Here is an 18873-nt window from a genome sequence, read left to right as displayed (position 1 = left end):
GTCTTTACTGAATTTGGGCGTGCAAGCCGTTGATCAATTGCTGGTTCAGCGACACGTCCGTCTGCCCCACCACGCCTGCGCTAAAGGCGGAATACAGATCTTGGGCGTAGCTTTGTGACAGTTGCTGTTCCAACAGACCGGCCAAGGCTGCTGTGTCGGGATCGTCAGACGAGGTTTCGTTGACCGCATCAAGCCGCACCAAGATAACGCGCCCGTCATAAGCCACCGTTTCCACCTGACCGACATCCATCGAGAAGACGGTTTCGAGGAAATTGGGCGGTGTATCAGGCACAAATCCGCTGCGGAGCATTTCGGTTTCGACCGATGCCGTCAGGCCAAGCGTCGCCATATCCATACCGGCTGCAATCTGCGGAGAGAGTGTGTCTGCGAGTGAGGACAGAGCCGCCACAGTGGCGGCAGCGCGCCAATCCTCAGTTACCGCTTCGCGTACGTCTTCAAGTGGTTGAAGGCGCGGAGCTATGACCTCTTGCAGTTCCATGGCAAAGATACCGCCGTCATCCAGTGCGGCGATCTCTGCAAAGTCACCCTCTCGCACGGCTGCTGCAGCTTGTTGAAACGCGTCATAGGCGGCAATGTCGGTGTCCACACCCGGGAACCAGTCTATCGTGCCTGCGCGCAGGTCTGTCGTGTCCGCAAGTTCTGCGATCTCGGCGCCAGCGGCGAGTTCGTTTTCATATTCGTCTACCTGCGCGTCGATCATGCGGCGGGCGCGGTCCAGCGCCAATTCGTCCTGAAGCGCATCGCGCGCTTCTTCGAATGGAACCTCTTGAGCCGCCAAGACGGCATTCACGCGAAAGAGCGCGGGGCCAAGCGACGTATTTACAGGACCAACCACAGAGGGGGCATCAGCAGCAAAAACGGCCTCTCCTGCGGGGCCCAGATCGGATTGCAGGACGTCGCCCATATCCACGTCAGAGAGAGACAGGCCGCGCGTTTCGACTTCGTCTTCAAAGCTGCCGCCGGCGTCGATTCGCGCGCGTGCCTCCTCGGCGCGTTCGGCATTGCCGAAGATCAGACGTTCGACGAGGCGGCGTTCAGGTTGATTAAACTCGGCGCGGCGTTCTTCGTAGAGCGCCTGCAGATCGGTTTCGTCTACCTGTACATCGTCGAGGATCATGTCAGGCGTCAGCCAGACGTAGTTGATGCGTTTGGTCTCGGGCAAAGTGTAAGCCGCCGGGTCGCTTTCATACTGCGCTTGCAGGTCGTCTTCTGTCGGCTCTGGCAGGGGCGTGATCAGATCAGCCTGTGTCATCAGTGCCCACGTGAAATCGCGTTCTTCGGTGGCAAATTCCAGAACCGCAGACACGAAAGTGTCTGGCGCGGTGATGCCCGCCAGAACAGCGGTTTGAAGCAATTCACGCGCACCAGATTCACGCAATTGCGTTTCAAAGGTTTCCTCAGTCTGGCTATTGCGGGCCAGAATGTCGGCATAGCGTTGACGGTCAAAGCCGCCGGTCAGCCCCTGAAACGCGGGAAATGACAGGACCTGTTCGCGGATTTGTTCGTCCCCGATGGATAGCCCCAGTTCTGCCGCCTCGTTTTCAAGCGCGCGTTCTGTGACGACGCGCTGCAAGGTCGCCTGCTGCAGGCCCAGCGATTGTGCTTCGACAAGGCTGATATTCTGACCCGTCGCATTCTCGAACTGCTGGATGTCAGAGCGTAAAGCGTCGAAATAGGCCTGTGCATAGATCGGTTTGTCGCCCGCCGAGCCAATCGCCTGACGCGCGCTGCCGAAATTGCCGACAGAAAAGCCCATGAGGCCGACGATCAGCAGGCCCAGAATGACCCAAACTGCGACGTCACCGGCTTTTTTTCTCAGGCTTTTGGCCATGCCTTACGCTCCCTCAAGATGTTTAGATGCGTGCATATCGCGGCGCGGATTGCGCCACAAGCGGGCTTAGGGATGCCACTGCGCGAGGCGATCAAAAAGCGTTGAAATGCCTGAGCGATCCACGTTTGCAAAGGCGATCCGAAGCTCAGACGCTGCGCGCGGTGTCTCTGGCGGGTGAAACATGGTTCCCGGAAGCAATAGAACGCCTGCCTCGGACACCAGACGTTCCGCCATTTTATCACTGGCCAAATCGAACGGGTGGCGGACATAGGCGAAATATGCCCCGACGCCCAATAGCTCCCAGCCGTTATCTGCAAGCTTGGGAAACTCTTCTGCGATGGCAGCGCGGCGGTCGAGAATTTCGTCACGCTCGCCAGCCAGCCATTGTGAGAGATTCTGCATCCCCCAAAGTGCTGCTTTCTGGCCCAATTGATTGGGGCAGATGCTGACCGTGTCCAGAAACTTTTCAATCTCGGCCTGTCGCGCCGCGCTGGTTACGACGGCGCCCACGCGATGCCCCGTCAGGCGGTAGGCCTTGGAGAAAGAGTAAAGCTGAATCAGCGTGCGATCCCACCCGTCGCGCGTAAAAAGATCATGCGGCGCGCCAGGTTCAGCATGGAAATCGCGGTAGGTCTCATCGACGATGAGTGAAATGCCATGCTTGCTGCACAGATCAAAGAATGCACGCACGAGCTCCGCGGGATACTCTACACCGCCCGGATTGTTTGGTGTCACAAGGGCGATGGCGCGGGTCTCTGACGTGATCAACGCCTCGGCAACCGCCGGATCAGGCAGAAGACTGTCACCGGCATCCAACGGGACGCAATCGACGCCCGCCATATCGAGCCACATCTTGTGGTTAAAGTAGAAGGGAGTCGGAAGAATGACGTTGTCGCCTTCGCCGCAAAGCGTGGCGATAGCCGCCGAAAACGCCTGATTGCAGCCCGACGTGATACCGACCTGATCGGCGCGGACCGCACCGCCATATGCCGCCGACCACTGCGCCGCGATTTCCGCGCGTAGCGCTGGCAGTCCCAAAACCGGGCCATAAAGATGGGTATCGTCCTCGGTGAGCGCGCGCTGCATCGCTTCGAGAAGCGGGGCAGGCGGCGGGTCCACCGGGGCCGCTTGGCTGACATTGATCAGCGGGCGATCCGAGGAAAACTCGATACCTTGCAACCAACGGCGCGCCTCCATCACCGGTGGCGCAAAGGTCTGGGCCGTGCGCGGTGCGCCCATATCAGTCCTTCCCGCGATAGGGTTCGACATATTGCAGCGCCATGTCCCACGGAAAGAAGATCCAGGTGTCCTGGCTGACGCCGGTGACAAAGGTGTCAACCTGGGGCTCGCCGGTGGGTTTGGCGTAGACTGTCGCGAAATGCGCGTTGGGGTACAATTCGCGCACCAATTCCAAAGTCTTGCCGCTGTCGACCAGATCGTCGATCACAAGGATACCGGTCCCGTCGCCCATCATCTCTTTATCCGGGCTTTTCAGGACCACGGCTTGCGATTGCGCCTGATGATCGTAGCTCTTGACGCTGATCGTATCGACCGTGCGCACGTCAAGCTCGCGTGCGATAATCATCGCGGGTGCCATGCCGCCGCGCGTGATGGCCACGATCGCCTTCCAAGCGCCGTCATCCGGTCCTTTTCCGTCCAGACGCCATGCCAATGCGCGGCTGTCGCGGTGGATTTGATCCCAGCTGACATGAAAGCCCTTTTCGTGGGGCAGACGGTCGTTCATGGCGTTCTCCCTTAGTTGACCATGATCCTTAGGCCCATGGCGGTCAAAACACCACCAAAAGCGCGATCAATCCAGGTTTTGGCGCGTGCATAGGCGCGCCGGGCAGGCGGCGCGGCAAAGGCCACGCCGAGGCACGCATACCACGTGCTTTCGACCGCGATGATCAGTGCAAGAATGATAGCAAAATCCATCCATGTTGCAGTCGCAGGCACCAATCCAACGAAAACGGCCCCAAAAAACACGACGACCTTGGGATTGGCGAGCGATGTCAGAATGCCAAGCCGCAAAGCTCTCCAAGGCGTCAGTCTTCGCGTTCTCGCAGCGCCTGGATCCATGGGCGCGGGCTCAGGTGCATGACGCCACATCACGATGCCAATAAATGCGAGAAATAGCCCACCTGCCACCTTCAGAACGGTCAACGCAGCGGGCGCCACCTGAAACAAGGCGGCCAATCCCAAAAGCGCTGCCGCCGCCCAGATCGCGGCACCAATGCCAAAGCCAAACGCGGTGACCGCGCCGATGGTCGCGCCTTCGGTTATTGATGTGCGTAATTGCACAACAAATGTGGGGCCGGGGCTCATGACCGCGACGGCGTGGATCGTGGCAAGGGTGAAAAACGCCCAGAAACCCACGTCAGGCGTCGTCCTGTTCCAAGGGTGGCATTCCGACGACATGGTATCCGGCATCGACATGCAGGACCTCTCCCGTGACCGCGCTTCCGAGATCAGATAGAAGGTAAAGCGCTGATTTTCCTACTTCTTCCTGAGTGACGGAGCGGCGCAGTGGAGAGCTGCCTTCGGTGTGGTTCATGATTTTTCTGAAATCGCCAATCCCCGACGCGGCCAATGTCTTGATTGTGCCGGCACTGATGGCGTTCACGCGAACCTGCGATTTCCCCAAGTCAGCCGCGAGATACATGACAGATGCTTCTAGCGCGGCTTTCGCGACGCCCATCACGTTGTAATTCGGCATGACTTTTTCCGCGCCAAAATAGCTGAGCGTCAGGCAGGATGCCCCCGGCGCAAGCAGCGGTTCGAACACCTGGACAACCGACGTGAACGAGTAAACAGAAACGTCCATTGTGGTCAGAAAGTTGTCGCGGCTGGTGTCGACATAGCGACCGCGAAGCTCAGATTTGTCTGAAAAACCAATGGCATGAACGATGAAGTCGATGCTATCCCACAGCTTGGCGACTTCATCCCTAGCCTGAGCCACCGAGGCCGCGTCCGAGACGTCACAATCCAATACGATGGGCGCATTCAACTGCTCAGCCAGCGGGGTCACGCGTTTGAGCATTGGTGCTCCGTGATAGGTCACGGCGATCTCTGCACCCGCCGAATGCAAGGCTTGTGCAATACCCCATGCGATAGATTTGTCGTTGGCAAGCCCCATAATCAGCCCGCGTTTCCCTGTCATTAGCTGATCCATTGACTTTGTCCTTGTCCCGTCCAGTGTTTGACGCGGTTTAGGCCATAGGCCATACGCCATCAAGAAGCGGTGGAACGGGAAACACCGCGACGAAGGGAATTCGCCATGAGTGGGAAAGTCGTGGACCGCAGCACGGACCGCTCCGGTATCTTTGCCGGTGATGATCCATTTCAAATGGTTCGGGATTGGATGGAGGTGGCCGCAGCCACTGAACCCAATGACCCGCATGCGGCATCGTTGGCGACAGTTGACGCCGCGGGTAGGCCAAATGTGCGCATCATCCTTCTGAAGGAAATCGAAGACGCGGCATTCGTTTTTTATTCAAACTACGACAGCGCAAAGGGCCAGGAGATCCTGGGTTCGGGCCACGCAGCCTTGTGCTTGCATTGGAAAACAACGCTAAGACAGGTGCGTATCCGTGGCACAGTGACGAAAGAGGATGGTCCGCAGGCAGACGCCTATTACGCCTCGCGTCCTCTGGGCAGCCGCTATGGCGCGATTGCGTCGCGTCAATCACGGCCGTTGACGTCGCGTGACGAGTTGATCGAACGCCTGGAGTCGACCAAATTGCAACTTACGGATGAACCCTCGCGTCCAGAGTATTGGGGTGGATTCCGTATCGTGCCGTTTGAGATCGAGTTCTGGGCTAATGGTGAGTTTCGGTTGCACGACCGTTTCCGATGGTATCGGGAGACCCCCGATGCACCGTGGGATGTCACACGTCTGAACCCGTAAAAGCGGGCGGAAAGCCGGCTAGACTGTCCAAAAGACAGGCTACAACCGGTTGTGTGTTGAAGGTTTTTTGTGATTACAACTTAACGTAACCGGGCGCGCCAGCAGTGCGTTGTCATGAACAAAGCGAACAATAACGGACACATGACACGAAAAGACTTAGATGATGGACGGCATGTCCACGGAACCATCAAATGGTTTGATCCCTCGAAGGGCTACGGCTTTGTCGTCGCCGACGAAGGCGGTCAGGACATCCTTTTGCATGCCAATGTTCTGCGCAACTTTGGTCAATCTTCGGTTGCCGACGGTGTCGAAATCGAGGTTTTGGTTCAGGACACGCAGCGTGGCTCTCAGGCGGTAGAAGTCCTGTCTCTGGCGCCGCCAGCAGTCGCTGAACCGGTCGCGCTGGCAGATATCGAAGGCTACGAAGAGAAAGACCTTCTGCAGCTTGAGCTCGAACCTGCGCGGGTAAAGTGGTTCGACAAGGCCAAGGGCTTTGGATTTGCAAATATCTTCGGCAATGACGAAGATGTATTTGTCCATATCGAGGTGTTGCGTCGGTCTGGGCTCGCGGATTTGCAACCGGGTGAAGCGATATGTTTACGAGTACTGGATGGAAAACGCGGTCGGATGGCGGCGATGGTTCACAGCTGGGAAACCGCTGTTCCAGTTTGATCGCGGCGTTCTTCCTGATGGCAGGCACCGCCGCGGCCTGTGTCGAAGACGAAGTGTTGATTCAGGTTGATGAAACCTCGGTTGTGCGATTCCGTGTGGCGGTCGCCGATACCATCGCAGAACGTGGCCAAGGTCTTATGAATGTTGAAAGCATGCCGACGAGTGTAGGCATGCTTTTTGTTTATCAGGCTGAGCAATCCGTGTCGTTCTGGATGCGCAATACGCTGATTCCACTCGACATGATCTTTATGGACGGATCGGGCACGATCGTAAGCGTGCATGAAAATGCGATCCCGCTGGATGAAACCCCGATCTTTGGGGGCGACTCGGTGCAATATGTGCTGGAAATCAATGGTGGATTGTCTGCGCAGCTGGGTATTGATGCTGGTGACGTCCTTCAACACCCCTCAATTGATCAAAAAGGTGCAGCTTTTCCCTGCGGAAGCTGAGGTTACCTCTTTTCAAATCAGAAAAGCTTGCGTATTCACCCGCCCACGGTCGGGGCGTGGCGCAGTCTGGTAGCGCACCTGTTTTGGGTACAGGGGGTCGTAGGTTCGAATCCTGCCGCCCCGACCAGTTCCTCAAAAAACTGAATGGCCACGCTTTTCGCCCGATGTCGCGCTATACCGGGGGCAGGGTGATCTGACCGCCAGCCATCCGAAAGATGCGTTGAATGGCGCGATCTGCGTCTCGCTGTGGGATGCGCACGACCACTGAGTCAGCGCCCAGTTGTGGCACGCGAAAGAAATACTCTGCTTCGACCAAAAACCCGTCATTTTGCGCCGTGGCTTCCAAAGTGTTCACAAGCGTCGGCAATCGTTGAATGTCGCCATCGAACCGAAGAATCAGCGCCGCCGCTGCTTCTGGAGTTGGGAGCGATTCACATTCGATGCTGGTTTCCGATCGTTTTGTCAGTGTCTCTGTCGGCGCATCACAGACCTCTTCCGCAATCTCAAAGAGCCTTTCAGGAAATTCCGCGAAAAACGCGGCCTGACGGCCTTCTTGTCCCTTTGGCACAACATATGGTGGCTGGGCGCAGCCAGTCAGCACTATTGCAAAAATGCCAAACGCGATCGGGCGGGGGGATAATCGAAGCTTCATATCACCTGAAATGGAGTGGTGCCGGTCCGAGTTCAAGAAAACTGTCGATACTTCAAGGCTTTGTTGTGGGTGGCTGATTTGGAGTATCAATATCTGGTGTTGTGGATGAATCGCACCCACCAGATGCACGACTCAGATGACCGTCTTACGTCAACGACAAAAACTGCGAATTTCCGAAAAATTGTCGTTGACCCTTTAGTAGGACATACGCCAGATTGTGCGAGCCGGACAGAACAGCACAACATATAGTGGGTTTGGCAGGGACATAACTACACCAGCGCAAGCGACGTAATGGCGGTGGCGACACCGGACAGGTGAGGTGTGTCTTTGTGACCGGCGCAGGTTTGGATTGGCCCGCAACAGGGCTTGGACATGAGGCAGATCATGAAGATTGAACGGACGTATACGACCGCCGGAGAAGATGCCTACGCAGGTATCGCGTTCACGACCACCACGTCGGAAATCCGGAACCCGGACGGGACCATCGTGTTCCAAGCCAAAGACATCTCTGTACCTGCCGAATGGAGCCAGGTCGCCAGCGACGTCATCGCCCAGAAATATTTCCGCAAGGCGGGCGTCCCAAGTGCCCTGAAGCCGGTGAAAGAAAAAGGCGTGCCAGAGTTCCTGTGGCGCCACGTGCCAACCGACGACGCCGAGATGGGTGGCGAGACCAGCGCCAAGCAGGTTTTTGATCGTCTGGCTGGCGCATGGGCGTACTGGGGCTGGAAGGGTGGCTACTTTACCACCGAGGAAGATGCGCGCGCCTACTACGACGAGATGCGCCACATGCTGGCCACCCAGCGTGCGGCGCCGAACAGCCCGCAATGGTTCAACACGGGTCTGCACTGGGCCTACGGCATCGACGGTCCGGCCCAAGGTCACCACTATGTCGATTACAAGACCGGCAAGCTGACGAAATCCAAATCTTCCTACGAACACCCACAGCCACACGCCTGCTTTATCCAGTCCGTCTCAGACGATCTGGTGAATGATGGCGGCATCATGGACCTGTGGGTCCGCGAAGCACGCCTCTTCAAATACGGCTCGGGCACCGGCACCAACTTCTCATCGCTGCGCGGTGAGGGCGAGGGGCTGTCCGGCGGCGGTAAATCGTCGGGCCTCATGGGCTTCCTGAAGATCGGTGACCGGGCAGCCGGTGCGATCAAATCGGGTGGCACCACGCGCCGCGCCGCCAAGATGGTGATCTGTGACGCAGACCACCCGGACATCGAAGACTTCATCAACTGGAAGGTCATCGAAGAGCAGAAAGTGGCGAGCATCGTCGCAGGCTCAAAGATGCACGAAGAAAAGCTGAACGACATCTTCGCTGCGATCGGCCAATGGGACGGCAAAGCAGAAGATGCCTATGACCCAAAGGTCAACAAATCGCTCGGCACCGCCGTGCGCGCCGCGAAAAAGGTCCAGATCCCAGAGACCTACGTGAAGCGCGTGCTGGATTATGCCAAGCAGGGCCACACCAGCATCGAATTCCCGACCTACAACACGGATTGGGATAGTGAAGCCTACAACTCGGTGTCCGGCCAAAACTCCAACAACTCGATCCGCGTGACCGATGCGTTCCTCTATGCCGTCGAAAAAGACGCGGACTGGAACCTTATCAACCGCGTGGACGGCAAGGTCGCCAAGACCGTGAAGGCGCGTGATTTGTGGGAGCAGGTTGGCCACGCCGCCTGGGCCTGTGCCGATCCGGGCATCCAGTACCACGACACCGTCAACGCCTGGCACACATGCCCCGAAGATGGCGAAATCCGCGGCTCAAACCCTTGCTCGGAATACATGTTCCTCGACGATACGGCCTGTAACCTGGCGTCGATGAACCTGCTGACCTTCTACAAGGACGGTGAGTTCCAAGTCGAAGACTACATGCACGCGACCCGTCTGTGGACGTTGACGCTCGAAATCTCGGTGATGATGGCACAGTTCCCATCGAAAGAGATCGCGCAGCAGTCCTACGACTTCCGCACGCTGGGTCTGGGCTATGCCAACATCGGCGGTCTGCTGATGAACATGGGCTACGGCTATGACAGCGACGAAGGCCGCGCGCTGTGTGGTGCGCTAACCGCCATCATGACCGGCGTGTCCTACGCCACATCTGCAGAAATCGCAGGGGAACTGGGCGCTTTCGCGGGCTACGCCAAGAACAAGGACCACATGCTGCGCGTGATTGCGAACCACCGCAACGCGGCACACGGCAAGACCGACGGCTATGACAAAGTCAATGTGACGCCTGTTGCGCTCGACCACGCAAATTGCCCCGACACTCGATTGCCCCGCATCGCGATGGAAGCATGGGATCAGGCGCTGCAACTGGGTATCCAGCATGGCTACCGCAACGCGCAGGTGTCTGTGATCGCACCAACCGGGACCATCGGTCTGGTCATGGACTGCGATACCACAGGGATCGAGCCTGACTTTGCGTTGGTGAAGTTCAAGAAGCTCGCCGGTGGCGGTTACTTCAAGATCATCAACCGCTCGGTGCCATCGGCGCTGGAAACGCTCGGCTACCGCCAGTCGGAAATCGGCGAGATCATCAGCTATGCTGTGGGTCACGGGTCGCTGGGCAACGCGCCGGGCATCAACCACACCGCGCTGGTGGGGCATGGCTTTGGCCAAGCCGAGATCGACAAGATCGAGGCAGCGCTGCCTTCGGCCTTCGACATCCGGTTTGTATTCAACCAGTGGACGCTGGGTGCAGAGTTCTGCACCGACGTTCTGGGTATTCCAGCCGAAAAGCTGAACGATCCCACGTTCGACCTGCTGGTGTCGCTGGGCTTCTCAAAGGCCGATATTGAGGCCGCCAACGACCACGTCTGCGGAACCATGACGCTGGAAGGCGCGCCGCATCTGAAAGAAGAGCACCTGAACGTGTTCGATTGCGCCAATCCATGCGGCAAGAAGGGTAAACGCTTCCTGTCCGTGAACAGCCACATCGACATGATGGCAGCGGCGCAGTCCTTCATCTCGGGCGCTATCTCGAAGACCATCAACATGCCAAACGACGCGACCATTGAAGACGTCCAAAAGGCGTATGAGCGGTCATGGCAGATGGGCGTAAAGGCAAACGCGATTTATCGTGACGGATCAAAGCTTTCGCAGCCACTTGCTGCAGCACTGGTTGAGGACGATGACGAGGCGGCAGAGATCCTCGAGACCGGCTCGCTCAACGAAAAGGCCGCCGTGCTGGCCGAAAAGATCGTCGAGAAAGTCGTCGTCAAAGAGGTCATCCGCCAAGAGCGCGAAAAGATGCCAGAGCGGCGTCGCGGCTACACTCAAAAGGCCATCGTTGGCGGGCACAAAGTGTACTTGCGGACCGGCGAATACGAAGACGGCAAGCTGGGTGAAATCTTCATCGACATGCACAAGGAAGGCGCTGGCTTCCGGGCTATGATGAACAACTTCGCCATCGCCGTGTCGGTTGGCTTGCAATACGGTGTTCCTCTGGAAGAGTTCGTGGATGCCTTCACCTTCACCAAGTTCGAACCTGCGGGCATGGTGCAAGGCAACGACAGCATCAAGAACGCGACCTCCATCCTCGACTACATCTTCCGCGAGCTGGCGGTGTCCTATCTGGACCGCACCGAACTGGCCCATGTGAAGCCCGAAGGCACGACTTTCGACGATCTGGGCCGTGGCGAAGCAGAAGGCGTGTCGAACGTCAAAACGCCGTCGGACGCTGCTGCCGTGAAATCGGTCGAAGTGCTCAAGCAGATGGTGTCGACCGGCTACCACCGCAACCGTGTGCCACAGCAGTTGACCGTGTACCAAGGCGGGCAGGCCGGTGCAGTGGCACTCGATGCGTCCGTTGATCCCGTCGCGGCATTGGCGACGCTGGTCCCAGAGGTATCCAGCCCATCTGCGACGGCCCTGACTTCGGGCACGATCACGATGGACGCTTCGGCCAAGGCCAAGATGCAAGGCTATGAAGGTGATCCTTGCGGCGAATGCGGAAACTACACGCTGGTGCGCAACGGCACCTGCATGAAGTGCAACACCTGCGGCGGGACATCCGGCTGTAGCTGATACAGAATACCGGGGCAGATACGTCTGCCCCGGACGAGACAGGAACGGATGCGTTCGTTCCGAACGACGCTCAGGCCGCAGGCAGAAAACCGAGCGGTATCAATATTTGAGCTTGAGTGGCGAGACTGGCCGGGGACCTTGGTTCCCGGCCATTTTTTATGCCGTCATGCGCAATTGCGTTCGAAGGCCTTTGGAACTCAAGGATCAGCGCGGGGTCAGCAAGCAAACGTATTCCTGTCCGGAGACTTCGTTTTTCAGGTTCCCGGTGATGGCACCACGGGTCAATTCGCGGATGGTGTAGGTGTCCTGATAGGCCATCGTGACCCAATCCAACGGCACCGAATGCGGCGGCGGCGTGATCGCGCCCTCGGGATATTCAAAACAGATAAGCAATTGCGGCGCGGCGTTCGTCAATGTCACCAGATGCTTGGCATAACGCCTGCGCATGTCCTCAGGCAGCGCAACAAGAGCGGCGCGGTCGTAAGTGGCGTCAACCGGACCAAGCTGATCCGCGCTCAGCTCGAACACGTCACCGGCATAGATCAAGATGCCCTCGGCCTCAAAAGCTGTCAGAGGTCCGTGTTGTGTGATCGTCGGGTGCAGGTTGGCCAGTTCAAAGAACTCGCGCACGGCCGTCTCGCTCAATTCAGAGCCGATGATCCTTGCGCCGCGTTCGCGCAACCAAAGCATATCGACCGCGCGACCGCAGAGCGGGACAAAGATCGTTGAGTCAGGCCGCGTCGGCAGGTGCTCTGCGTGCTGCTCCAGCAGCGTGTTGACCCGGCCTTCATGAAAGCCGATGCGGTTAGCCGCCCACCGCGCGTGCCAAAACTCAGGCTGCATGTTCAGTGTCCCACGCTGTTGGAAAACAGGTGGATGACAAGCACCCCGCCCAGGATCATTGAAAGGCCAATGATGGCCGCCGTATCCAGCGATTGGCGAAATACGATCCAACCGATGGCCGCGATCATCACCATGCCTAGGCCGGACCACACCGCATAGGCGATGCCAACGGGTATGGTCTTGAGCGCCAGCGCCAAAAGGTAAAACGACACCGCGTAGGCAACGACAACGATGACCGACGGACCGAGCCTCGAAAACTGTTGCGACGCCTGCAACGCGGTCGTGCCGATTGTCTCGGCCACGATGGCAAGAATCAGATAGATATACGTGACGGGCATCGCAGCGCTCCTATCGGCCGACATACCTGTCTTTGCGGTGATTAACGGCGATAATCAAGTTTACGACGACAGCGCCCAACAGCGAAAAGACGACAAGCCACGGATCCAGTACCGCGAAGGCGGCAGCAAAAAGAAGGGCGTCAAAGCCAAGCTGCGTCCAACCGGCCTGAATTCCGGCCCGTTCCTGTAAAAAAAGTGCCAGCACACCGATCCCGCCAAGGGATGCGCCGTGTCGGAACAGCACGATAAGACCCATACCGATGACCGCGCCCGCAAGAAAGGCTCCGGCGATGGGATGGACGGTATCAAACGTGACCAAAGGGCCAAGAATTTCGGTCATGGCCGAGACCATGGCCACCGCCACAAAGGTTTTAATCGTGAACCGTGGCCCCATCCGCATCCAAGCCAAAACGTAGAAGGGCAGGTTGACGGCAAAGAACACGGCTCCGAAGGGCCAATCAGAGACATAGCTGATCAAGACCCCCAACCCGGCGGTTTGTCCGGTAATGAGCCCCAGATGCGTGAGCAGTTGAACGCCCAGAGCGCAGAGTGCCGTGCCAAGGACAAAGGCCTGCGCGTCCTCAAGCCACGAGTGTTCCAGCCGTTTATGTGGTTCTGTTTCTGCCATGGCGCATAGGTGGATCGGACCGGGCAGGCGGGCAAGTCATTTCATTGCCCAAGCGGCCCAAAGCGCGCCAACGCCGACGATGCCTGTCGACAGTGTCGCGTAAATCATCAGGATGACGACCGTATCGACATCCTTGCAGTCAGCGGTATCGATGCAGGTGGCGAAGAAGGCAAAGTAAATGCCTGCTGCCGCACATAGCAGCGCGAGCAGAGTCACCAGTGTGCCGAACAAGGCGAGGATTACACGGAATGCGCGTCGCATGCGGTCATGCGGACCGGAACAGGCGGCGGTTGTCCAGCCCTGAAACGAAAGAACCGCCCGGCTGTTTAGCGGGCGGTTCTTGATCTTGCATCGGTGTGTCGGCCTTAGCCGATGATGGCGTTCAGCGTGCCGCTTGGACGCATAACAGCGGCAAGCTTGTCAGCATCCGCTTTGTAGTAACCACCAATATCGGCAGGCTTGCCGCGCACGGCGGCCAGTTCACCGACGATCGCCTCTTCGCCTTCGGCCAATGCCTTGGCAACTGGTGCAAATTCGGCTGCGATGTCGGCGTCATCCGATTGCGCGGCCAGGGCTTCTGCCCAATAACGAGCAAACCAGTAGTGGCTGTCACGGTTGTCTGGCTGACCAACTTTACGGCCGGGCGAGCGGTTGAAGTCCAGCACGCCTTGTGTGGCCGCTTCGACACCCTTTGCCAGAACGGCCGCCTTGGCGTTGCTCTTGGCTGTCGCAAGGAAGTCAAAGCTTTCGCCCAGCGCGCAGAACTCGCCCAGCGAATCCCAGCGGAGGTGGTTTTCTTCGACCAACTGGTCCACGTGTTTGGGCGCGGAACCCCCAGCACCGGTTTCAAAAAGACCGCCGCCTTGCATCAGTTTCACGATCGACAGCATTTTGGCCGATGTGCCCAGTTCAAGAATTGGGAAAAGGTCGGTCAGGTAATCCCGCAGCACGTTGCCGGTGATTGCGATGCTGTCTTCACCTTTGGTGATCGTTTCCAGCGTCAGGCGGGTCGCCTCGCGTGGCGCCATGATCTGGAATTTGTCTGCAACACCAGCGGCTTCAAGGATTGGCTTCACCTTTTCGATCAACTGCGCGTCGTGCGCGCGGTTGGCATCCAGCCAAAAGATCGCCTGCGCGCCGGTTGCGGCCTGACGATCCATAGCGAGCTTCACCCAGTCTTCGATCGGCAGCTTTTTCGCGGTGGAAGAGCGCCAGATATCGCCAGCCTCAACCGCATGCTCGTGCAGGACATCGCCATTGGCTGCGATCATTTTGATCGTGCCCGCCTCGGCAATCTCAAAGGTGGTTGGGTGCGACCCGTATTCCTCGGCTTTTTGCGCCATCAGGCCAACGTTCTGCACGGTACCCGACGTGGTCACATCCAGCGCGCCGTTGGCTTTGAAGAAGTTGATCGTCTCGTCATAGACCGAGCTGTAGCAGCGATCCGGGATCACACATTTGGTGTCGGCTTCGTTGCCGTCAGGACCCCAACCTTTGCCACCTGCGCGGATCACGGCTGGCATGGAGGCGTCGATGATGACGTCCGATGGCACGTGAAGGTTGGTGATGCCCTTGTCCGAGTTCACCATGTACATGTCAGGGCCAGCGGACAGGGCGGCTTTCAGATCAGCCTCCAATTCCGCGTTGCCGGCAATTGCGGTCTCAATCGACCCAATGCCACCGTTTGGATTGGCCCCCAGTTCTTTCAGCTTGTCGCCATGCTTGGCGAAGAAGGGCTCAAGATATACCGATACAGCGTGGCCAAAGATGATCGGGTCGGAGACCTTCATCATCGTGGCTTTCATGTGCAACGAGAACAGAACGCCGGGTTCCATGCTGTCGATTTCGGACCGCAGGAAGGCACGCAGCGCGCCTGCTGACATGAACGACGCGTCGCAAACGGTCCCTTCGGCAAGCTCGATGCCGTCTTTTAGAACTTTGCCGTTCAGTTCGATCTTTGCGGGACCAGCCTGCGCCTCCGTCACGGTTGTCGATGTCTCATTGGCGTAGAAATCATTCCCGGCCATCGACGCGACATGGGTCTTGCTGTCGGAAACCCATTTGCCCATCCGGTGCGGGTTGGCCTTGGCAAAATTCTTTACGGCTTTGGCCGCGCGACGGTCAGAGTTGCCCTCGCGCAGAACCGGGTTCACAGCAGACCCTTTGATCGTGTCATAGCGTGCGCGCACGGCTTTTTCTTCGTCGGTTTGTGGATCAGCCGGATAGTCGGGCAGGGCGTAGCCTTTGTCCTGCAGCTCTTTGATCGCTTCGAGCAGCTGCGGCACAGAAGCCGAGATGTTTGGAAGCTTGATCACGTTGGCGTCGGCGGTTTTGACCCATTCGCCAAGCGCGGCGAGGTGGTCATCTTGTTTCTGCGCATCGGTCAGAACCTCTGGGAAGGTTGCGATGATACGGCCAGCAAGGCTGATGTCGCGGGTTTCGACATTGATCCCCGCAGCCTTGGCAAAGCGACGCACGATTGGCAGCAAGGATGCGCTGGCAAGTTCCGGGGCTTCGTCCACGGTGGTATAGACAATGTCGGTTCCGGTGAAATCTGACATGAAGGTCCCTTCTCTTCGGGTACGTTTGCGTTGGCTGCGCCATAACGGATCAGACCGTCGCAAGCAATATGGTATGCGATTGTATACTGTTTTGCCGCAGGAGAAATATTCAGAGCCGCGCCCCGGGCTTGACCCGAGGGCTCGATGAACGTGCAGCCCTTTTGGGGGCGAGGCCTCAGGTCAAGTCCGGGACGCGCGTTCTCTGAAAAAACCTTCTACCTGCGGCTCGATCCACGCCCACAACCAAGGCGCACCGCTGGCGATCTTTGCGCCTACCCGTTCAGCGACCATGTCAAAGGTGACGTTATATTCTACCCAACTGCCACCGCCGGTGTTCAGGTTCATTAGCGGTGGTTGGAACCGGTCGAGCGATTTGGCAAAGCGGGCCTCCGCCGTCGCATTTGCCTCAAACCGGTCCCAAACAGCGCGCAAATCCGCATTCAACGGTGCGGGCAAAAGACCAAAGAGGCGGTCTGCCGCAGCCAGTTCCTGCATCGCCATGTCGGCCGGGTCGTAGGATGCAAAAATTGGATTGTCGCCTGCGTCCACCTCTACAATGTCATGCACGAGCATCATGCGCACGACCTCAGCCGCTGATACCTTTGCGTCGGTGGCCAGCACCAAAGCCATCAAAGCAAGGTGCCACGAATGCTCGGCGGAGTTTTCGCGGCGCGCACCCCCTGAAATCAGGGTGGCGCGGTCAACGGATTTCAGCCGGTCAATGTCACTGAGGAAATCCAGCGTTCGAGCCAGGCGATTGTCAGGTGTCGGTTGTCCTGCAAGCAAGGCTTTCGCCGTCTCGGCGGCTTCTGGCCAGCGGCGCGCGAGGTTCCTTGCGCGCCCGGTGCTGAGGTTTTCACGCACAATCGCGACGTGACTTGGGTCCCAAGGTTCTGCGCGCAGAACCTGAAAGATGGGCTGTGTGGTGTCGATGATCTTGGCCAACCGCGCATCGGGTGTCTCAGCCGCCTCAAACTCGCGCCAAAGGCCAAGGAAGACGCCGGCTTGATCCTCTGGCAACAGCCTGAAAATGCGTTCTGCTGCTGCGTCTTCGGCCTTCGCGACCGCATCCCAGTCAGTGACAAGGTGGATCGGATGGTCTCCAACCTCGATCTCAACCAGGTCATGGATCAGTAGCATCGCGATGACGCGACCAATATCAGCCGCAGGATCGATGTCGTGCCCATGAAGCACGGCCCAGATCGCAACGTGCCACGAATGCTCTGCCGTGTTTTCCTGTCGGCTTTGATCCAGAAGCGTGTTTGCTCTGGTCACCTGTTTCAGCTTGTCCGCCTCCATCAGGAAGGCGATTTGTTGATCAAGCCGTGTCACTGTGCCCCGCGATGGGCGGCAAGCGTTCGCTCAAGCGCTGCGCGGGCCTTTTGCTCGGCCATGCGCACCCGGCATTCGGTCAGGAACGCTTCTTCGAGCGTTTGAGAAGCTGCCGCCAAGACCTGACCGATTTCGACAAAGAGACGGTCATTGCCCGTCTCTTCCTGTGCGGCCAGCACATCATCGGCCAGCTTGGAGGCCAAAGAGTCGATGGTGCTCATGAGCTTCTCGCCGCCTTATCGTGTGTTTTCTGTCAGGCGGCGCTGCACATAGGAGGTCGTGGTGTCGATCAGCGTATCCATATGCGGATCTTCAAAGAAGTGACCTGCCCCTTCGATTTGCTCATGGGTGATCGTGATGCCTTTTTGCTCATGCAGCTTGTTCACAAGCACCTCGGTATCGGCTGGCGGCGCAAAGCGGTCTGCGGTGCCGTTGATGATCAGGCCTGAGGACGGGCAGGGCGCAAGGAACGAGAAGTCGTAAAGATTGGCAGGCGGAGCAACGGACACAAATCCCGTGATCTCGGGGCGGCGCATCAAGAGCTGCATCCCAATCCACGCACCAAAACTGAAGCCAGCGACCCAGCAATGCTTGGAGTTGTTGTTCATCGATTGCAGGTAATCCAGCGCCGAGGCGGCATCGCTGAGTTCGCCAACGCCCTGATCATATTCCCCCTGCGAGCGCCCAACACCGCGGAAGTTGAACCGCAGGACCGTAAAGCCCATGTTGTAGAACGCGTAGTGCATATTATAGACGACGCGGTTGTTCATCGTTCCGCCGAACTGCGGATGCAGGTGCAGGATGATGGCAATTGGGGCGTCTTTTTGTTTCTGCGGGTGATAGCGGCCTTCAAGCCGGCCTTCGGGTCCCGGGAAGATGACTTCGGGCATCTGGGTCCTTTGTTTGCAGTGCCGGACAGAGACGGTCGTGGGTTGACCCTGCTGGGCGCTATACTTTAGAATTGTTCTAAATCCGGACGGGTCCGGGAACGTGCTGAAAGCAGTTAAGCAAGGGTGATGCCAAGGTCAATCCGATAGCGTTTTTCAACGCAGGGTGACGTGGACCGGTCAAGTGGCGTGAGGGGGCATTATGAAGCTGTCGACGAAAGGGCGCTACGCGATGGTTGCCTTGGCCGATCTGGCGCTGCAGTCGCAGGATGCGCTTGTCTCCCTCGGTGAAATCTCCAAGCGGCAGGACATCTCGCTGGCCTACCTTGAGCAGCTTTTCGTAAAGCTGCGCCGTGCGGGACTGGTGGCATCCGTGCGCGGGCCTGGCGGCGGGTACCGTCTGGCGCGGCCAGCCAGTGATATTCGCGTATCTGAAATCCTGGGCGCAGTGGATGAGACCGTCAGCGCGATGCACAAAGGCGCAGGCGCCTCAGGCGGTGCGTCGGGTAGCCGGGCCCAATCTATGACGAACAGGTTGTGGGAGGGGTTGAGCGCGCATGTCTACGTGTTCTTGCACCAGACCCGGCTGAGCGATGTGGTGAAGAACGAGTTGACGCCATGCCCGGCGGTGCCCTCGCTTTTTGAAGTGGTGGACGAATAGGGGGCGCTGCCCCCGCCGCGCGTATCGCGCGTCTCCCCCGGAGTTTTTGT

19 protein-coding genes and 1 tRNA gene are annotated in these 18873 nt (G+C 58.2%); 6 read left to right on the top strand and 14 right to left on the bottom strand.

The window, feature by feature from the left end:
* Positions 1 to 4 precede the first annotated feature (4 nt).
* From FE702_RS04635 to FE702_RS04615, 5 genes are all read right to left on the bottom strand, one after another.
* Positions 5 to 1852 (bottom strand): peptidylprolyl isomerase, encoded by a 1848-nt coding sequence (locus FE702_RS04635; RefSeq protein ID WP_147125098.1) that lies wholly within the window; start codon positions 1850 to 1852, stop codon positions 5 to 7.
* 66 nt (positions 1853 to 1918) lie between these two features.
* Entirely contained in the window at positions 1919 to 3091 is a 1173-nt protein-coding gene (locus tag FE702_RS04630) for an aminotransferase (RefSeq protein ID WP_147125097.1), read from the bottom strand.
* A 1-nt stretch (position 3092) separates the two neighbouring features.
* Positions 3093 to 3596, bottom strand: a complete 504-nt coding sequence (gene gpt / locus FE702_RS04625; protein WP_147125096.1) for a xanthine phosphoribosyltransferase — start codon at positions 3594 to 3596, stop codon at positions 3093 to 3095.
* A gap of 11 nt (positions 3597 to 3607) precedes the next feature.
* On the bottom strand, positions 3608 to 4288 hold the full coding sequence (locus FE702_RS04620) for a LysE family translocator (RefSeq protein ID WP_255449586.1): 681 nt from the start codon (positions 4286 to 4288) through the stop codon (positions 3608 to 3610).
* Positions 4230 to 5012 (bottom strand): enoyl-ACP reductase FabI, encoded by a 783-nt coding sequence (locus FE702_RS04615; RefSeq protein WP_255449585.1) that lies wholly within the window; start codon positions 5010 to 5012, stop codon positions 4230 to 4232. The genes FE702_RS04620 and FE702_RS04615 overlap by 59 nt, the downstream gene beginning before the upstream one ends.
* 117 nt (positions 5013 to 5129) lie before the next feature.
* Here FE702_RS04615 and pdxH point away from each other — a divergent pair, with 117 nt between their 5' ends.
* From pdxH to FE702_RS04595, 4 genes are all read left to right on the top strand, one after another.
* Positions 5130 to 5759 (top strand): pyridoxamine 5'-phosphate oxidase, encoded by a 630-nt coding sequence (gene pdxH, locus FE702_RS04610; RefSeq protein ID WP_147125094.1) that lies wholly within the window; start codon positions 5130 to 5132, stop codon positions 5757 to 5759.
* 141 nt (positions 5760 to 5900) lie between these two features.
* Complete coding sequence (locus FE702_RS04605; protein ID WP_147125093.1) at positions 5901 to 6431, top strand: cold-shock protein; 531 nt, start codon at positions 5901 to 5903, stop codon at positions 6429 to 6431.
* Between the two features lie 17 nt (positions 6432 to 6448).
* A complete protein-coding gene (locus tag FE702_RS04600) occupies positions 6449 to 6880 on the top strand; it encodes a DUF192 domain-containing protein (RefSeq protein WP_147125092.1) in 432 nt (143 codons plus the stop codon).
* 50 nt (positions 6881 to 6930) lie between these two features.
* Positions 6931 to 7007 (top strand) — tRNA-Pro (locus FE702_RS04595).
* Positions 7008 to 7052: 45 nt separating this feature from the next.
* Here FE702_RS04595 and FE702_RS04590 read toward each other — a convergent pair.
* On the bottom strand, positions 7053 to 7532 hold the full coding sequence (locus FE702_RS04590) for a hypothetical protein (RefSeq protein ID WP_147125091.1): 480 nt from the start codon (positions 7530 to 7532) through the stop codon (positions 7053 to 7055).
* A gap of 384 nt (positions 7533 to 7916) precedes the next feature.
* Here FE702_RS04590 and FE702_RS04585 point away from each other — a divergent pair, with 384 nt between their 5' ends.
* Complete coding sequence (locus FE702_RS04585; RefSeq protein WP_147125090.1) at positions 7917 to 11573, top strand: vitamin B12-dependent ribonucleotide reductase; 3657 nt, start codon at positions 7917 to 7919, stop codon at positions 11571 to 11573.
* 204 nt (positions 11574 to 11777) lie between these two features.
* On the opposite strand, the gene tmpT is transcribed toward FE702_RS04585, so the two are convergent.
* The 8 genes from tmpT to FE702_RS04545 form a co-directional block, all read right to left on the bottom strand.
* Positions 11778 to 12416 (bottom strand): thiopurine S-methyltransferase, encoded by a 639-nt coding sequence (gene tmpT / locus FE702_RS04580; RefSeq protein ID WP_147125089.1) that lies wholly within the window; start codon positions 12414 to 12416, stop codon positions 11778 to 11780.
* 2 nt (positions 12417 to 12418) lie between these two features.
* On the bottom strand, positions 12419 to 12754 hold the full coding sequence (locus FE702_RS04575) for a DMT family transporter (protein WP_147125088.1): 336 nt from the start codon (positions 12752 to 12754) through the stop codon (positions 12419 to 12421).
* A gap of 10 nt (positions 12755 to 12764) precedes the next feature.
* Entirely contained in the window at positions 12765 to 13382 is a 618-nt protein-coding gene (locus FE702_RS04570; RefSeq protein WP_147125087.1) for a YitT family protein, read from the bottom strand.
* Between the two features lie 36 nt (positions 13383 to 13418).
* Positions 13419 to 13643, bottom strand: a complete 225-nt coding sequence (locus FE702_RS04565; protein WP_147125086.1) for a hypothetical protein — start codon at positions 13641 to 13643, stop codon at positions 13419 to 13421.
* 104 nt (positions 13644 to 13747) lie between these two features.
* The gene (locus tag FE702_RS04560; protein WP_147125085.1) at positions 13748 to 15943 is read right to left on the bottom strand and encodes an NADP-dependent isocitrate dehydrogenase; all 2196 of its coding nucleotides are present in this window, start codon (positions 15941 to 15943) and stop codon (positions 13748 to 13750) included.
* 180 nt (positions 15944 to 16123) lie between these two features.
* The gene (locus FE702_RS04555; RefSeq protein ID WP_255449584.1) at positions 16124 to 17275 is read right to left on the bottom strand and encodes an HD domain-containing protein; all 1152 of its coding nucleotides are present in this window, start codon (positions 17273 to 17275) and stop codon (positions 16124 to 16126) included.
* Positions 17272 to 17496, bottom strand: coding sequence for a hypothetical protein (locus FE702_RS04550; protein ID WP_147125084.1), 225 nt, complete (start codon positions 17494 to 17496; stop codon positions 17272 to 17274). Before FE702_RS04550 ends, FE702_RS04555 begins: the two co-directional genes overlap by 4 nt.
* Positions 17497 to 17511: 15 nt before the next feature.
* The gene (locus tag FE702_RS04545; protein WP_147125083.1) at positions 17512 to 18165 is read right to left on the bottom strand and encodes an alpha/beta hydrolase; all 654 of its coding nucleotides are present in this window, start codon (positions 18163 to 18165) and stop codon (positions 17512 to 17514) included.
* Between the two features lie 199 nt (positions 18166 to 18364).
* Here FE702_RS04545 and iscR point away from each other — a divergent pair, with 199 nt between their 5' ends.
* Positions 18365 to 18823, top strand: a complete 459-nt coding sequence (iscR, locus tag FE702_RS04540) for a Fe-S cluster assembly transcriptional regulator IscR (protein ID WP_147125082.1) — start codon at positions 18365 to 18367, stop codon at positions 18821 to 18823.
* Positions 18824 to 18873: the final 50 nt, after the last annotated feature.

The sequence above is a fragment of the Shimia ponticola genome, assembly GCF_007995215.1.
GTDB lineage: Bacteria > Pseudomonadota > Alphaproteobacteria > Rhodobacterales > Rhodobacteraceae > Shimia_B > Shimia_B ponticola.
Note: the sequence above shows the minus strand (reverse complement) of the source record. Positions and strands in the feature narration are given on the sequence as shown.

Coding starts and splice junctions, on each gene's coding strand:
- FE702_RS04600 (WP_147125092.1), top strand. CDS start 6,449: ATGGCAGGCACCGCCGCGGCCTGTGTCGAAGACGAAGTGTTGATTCAG.
- FE702_RS04565 (WP_147125086.1), bottom strand. CDS start 13,643: ATGCGACGCGCATTCCGTGTAATCCTCGCCTTGTTCGGCACACTGGTG.
- FE702_RS04635 (WP_147125098.1), bottom strand. CDS start 1,852: ATGGCCAAAAGCCTGAGAAAAAAAGCCGGTGACGTCGCAGTTTGGGTC.
- iscR (WP_147125082.1), top strand. CDS start 18,365: ATGAAGCTGTCGACGAAAGGGCGCTACGCGATGGTTGCCTTGGCCGAT.
- pdxH (WP_147125094.1), top strand. CDS start 5,130: ATGAGTGGGAAAGTCGTGGACCGCAGCACGGACCGCTCCGGTATCTTT.
- FE702_RS04605 (WP_147125093.1), top strand. CDS start 5,901: ATGACACGAAAAGACTTAGATGATGGACGGCATGTCCACGGAACCATC.
- gpt (WP_147125096.1), bottom strand. CDS start 3,596: ATGAACGACCGTCTGCCCCACGAAAAGGGCTTTCATGTCAGCTGGGAT.
- tmpT (WP_147125089.1), bottom strand. CDS start 12,416: ATGCAGCCTGAGTTTTGGCACGCGCGGTGGGCGGCTAACCGCATCGGC.
- FE702_RS04615 (WP_255449585.1), bottom strand. CDS start 5,012: ATGACAGGGAAACGCGGGCTGATTATGGGGCTTGCCAACGACAAATCT.
- FE702_RS04545 (WP_147125083.1), bottom strand. CDS start 18,165: ATGCCCGAAGTCATCTTCCCGGGACCCGAAGGCCGGCTTGAAGGCCGC.
- FE702_RS04620 (WP_255449586.1), bottom strand. CDS start 4,288: ATGTCGATGCCGGATACCATGTCGTCGGAATGCCACCCTTGGAACAGG.
- FE702_RS04575 (WP_147125088.1), bottom strand. CDS start 12,754: ATGCCCGTCACGTATATCTATCTGATTCTTGCCATCGTGGCCGAGACA.
- FE702_RS04585 (WP_147125090.1), top strand. CDS start 7,917: ATGAAGATTGAACGGACGTATACGACCGCCGGAGAAGATGCCTACGCA.
- FE702_RS04590 (WP_147125091.1), bottom strand. CDS start 7,532: ATGAAGCTTCGATTATCCCCCCGCCCGATCGCGTTTGGCATTTTTGCA.
- FE702_RS04570 (WP_147125087.1), bottom strand. CDS start 13,382: ATGGCAGAAACAGAACCACATAAACGGCTGGAACACTCGTGGCTTGAG.
- FE702_RS04560 (WP_147125085.1), bottom strand. CDS start 15,943: ATGTCAGATTTCACCGGAACCGACATTGTCTATACCACCGTGGACGAA.
- FE702_RS04630 (WP_147125097.1), bottom strand. CDS start 3,091: ATGGGCGCACCGCGCACGGCCCAGACCTTTGCGCCACCGGTGATGGAG.
- FE702_RS04550 (WP_147125084.1), bottom strand. CDS start 17,496: ATGAGCACCATCGACTCTTTGGCCTCCAAGCTGGCCGATGATGTGCTG.